The organism is Streptomyces chilikensis, assembly GCF_001642695.1.
GTDB classification, from domain to species: Bacteria; Actinomycetota; Actinomycetes; order Streptomycetales; family Streptomycetaceae; genus Streptomyces; species Streptomyces chilikensis.
This window is the reverse complement of record NZ_LWCC02000183.1, coordinates 1-2,419: the sequence shown is the minus strand read 5'-3', so window position 1 is coordinate 2,419 and position 2,419 is coordinate 1. Positions and strand designations below refer to the sequence as shown.

The window sequence follows — 2,419 nt, the reverse complement described above, 5'->3', positions numbered from 1 at the left end:
AGACCGTTTCCGTTCCGATTTCCTCGGTGCTTTCCAGTCCGGCGCTTCCGCGCTTTCCTTTCCGGCGGTTCCGACTTTATCAGATGTTTTCAGCCGGTCTTACCGGCTTCGAATTCCGATTTATCGGGGGTGCCTCTCCGGCGAAGGGCCGGGAAGCGACTCGGTAGATCATACCGGCTGCCAGTGGGTGCTCCGCACCGCTCCGGGCAACTGTTCTAATCTACCTCCCCGGACGGACCGCGTCAACGGCACTTCCGGGGGCGAAGAGGACAGTAGCAGCTCGTGGGCGTCCGATGCACATCAGGCGGCGGTGGGGGCCGCGGCGCTCCGGCCGGCCTCCTCGACGTCCCCCGTCTCGCCCGCACGTGCCGCCCGGCCGCCGAGTACCCAGACGTAGGCGAGGAAAGCCAGCTCGGCCACGACGCCGATGCCCACGCGCGCCCAGGTCGGGAGGCCGGACGGGGTCACGAAGCCCTCGATCGCGCCGGCCACGAACAGCACCAGCGCGAGGCCGACCGCCATGCCCAGGGCGGCGCGGCCCTCCTCCGCCAAGGCCGCCCTCCGGGTCCGCGGACCCGGGTCGATCACCGTCCAGCCGAGGCGGATGCCCGCGCCGGCGGCCACGAAGACGGCCGTGAGCTCGAGCAGTCCGTGCGGGAGGACCAGTCCGAGGAAGACGTCGAGGCGTCCCGCGTCGGTCATCAGGCCGAAGCCGGCGCCGAGGTTGAGCATGTTCTCGAAGAGGATCCAGATCACCGGCAGGCCGAGGAAGACGCCGAGGATCAGGCACAGGGCGGCCGCGCGGGCGTTGTTCGTCCACACCTGGGCGGCGAAGGAGGCCGCCGGGTGGCTCGAGTAGTAGTTCTCGTACTCGCCACCGGGCCGGGTCATCTCGCGCAGGTCGGCGTCCGTGCCGAAGGCCGCCTGGACCTCGGGGTGGGTGGCTATCCACCAGGACAGGAGGACGCCGACCGCCACCGAGAGCAACGCCGTCGGCACCCACCAGCGCCGGGCCCGGTAGACGGCGGCCGGGAAGCCCTGTCCGAGGAACCGGGCGATGTCCTGCCACGAGGCCTTCCGGGTGCCGGTGACCTTGCTGCGGGCGCGGGCCACCAGCTGGCTCAGGCGGCCGGTGATCCGCGGGTCCGGCGCACTGGACCTGACGACCGACAGATGCGTCGCCGCGCGTTGGTACAGGGCGACGAGTTCGTCCACCTCCGCGCCGGTCAGACGGCGCCGACGGTTCAGCAGCGCTTCCAGACGGTCCCACTCGGCACGATGGGTGGAGACGAAGACGTCCAGATCCATGGGGTGCGGCTGCTCCTCATCCTGTCCTCGGCCTGCTCCGGGCCTGCGTCCGGCCCGCTCCGACCGGGGTGGTCCTGCGGCGGCGTGGTGCACAGCTTGGCAGACTGACGGCCCGGACGTCAGTGCGGGACGATTTCCCGGCCGGCGGCCAGGACGCGGGTCCGGGCGGACGCGGGTCCGGGCAGTCGGACAGTCGGGCAGTGGGAAAGGGGCGGGGCTATGGATCAACTGGTGACCGGCGAGGCGGTGGCGCTGGAGGTACGGCCGGCGCAGTTCCCGAGCAGGGCGCTGGCGGTGGTCCTCGACCTCCTGGTGGCGCTGTTCGCCTGGTTCGTCGTGCTGATGCTGCTGTTCGCGACGCTGACCTCGGTCGACGAGGCCGCCGCGGCGGCGATATCGGTCGGCACCTTCCTGCTGATCCCGATCGGCGCGCCCATCGCGGTGGAGACGCTCTCCCGCGGGCGGTCGCTGGGGAAGCTGGCGCTGGGGCTGCGGGTGGTGCGCGACGACGGCGGGCCCATCGGGTTCCGTCACGCGCTGGTCCGCGGGCTGCTGGGGATGGTCGAGGTCCTGATGACCTTCGGCGTGGTCGCCTGCATCGCCTCCCTGGTGTCGGCGCGGGGCCGGCGGCTCGGTGACGTGTTCGCGGGGACGCTGGTGGTGCGCGAGCGGGTGCCGGACGGGCACGTCAGGCCGACGCCTCCCCCGCCGCCGTGGCTCATGGGGCGCTACTCCGGGCTGGACCTGTCCGCCGTGCCGGACGGCCTGTGGCTGGAGCTGCGGCAGTACCTGACGCGGCTGGGGCAGTTGGACCCCGCGGTGGGACACGCCATGGCGCAGCGGCTGGCCACGGAGATCGTCGCCCGGACGGGAGCCCGGGTGGAGGGCGTGCCGGCGCCGCAGTTCCTCGCCGCGGTGCTGTACGAGCGCCAGTCGCGGGAGGCGGCCCGCGCTCAGGCGGCGGCTCTGGCGAGTGCCCGTGCGCGGGGCACGGTCGCGGGCGGGCCCTATGTGCCGCCGGGGCCGGCACCGGCCCCGGCGGCTCCGGCCCCGGTGCCGCCGGTCGTGCCCGTGCCGCCGGCGGCGCCGACCGGCGCCGCCGCCCCGGCCG

The 2,419-nt window shown here is 73.3% G+C and carries 2 protein-coding genes; one reads left to right on the top strand and one right to left on the bottom strand.

Annotated features, from left to right (window positions below; genetic code table 11):
* Positions 1-300: 300 nt before the first annotated feature.
* On the bottom strand, positions 301-1,308 hold the full coding sequence (locus A2U95_RS31110) for a stage II sporulation protein M (protein WP_166029248.1): 1,008 nt from the start codon (positions 1,306-1,308) through the stop codon (positions 301-303).
* A gap of 219 nt (positions 1,309-1,527) precedes the next feature.
* Here A2U95_RS31110 and A2U95_RS31105 point away from each other — a divergent pair.
* Positions 1,528-2,419, top strand: an 892-nt coding sequence (locus A2U95_RS31105) for an RDD family protein (protein WP_166029246.1), incomplete at its 3' end; no start/stop codon positions are given.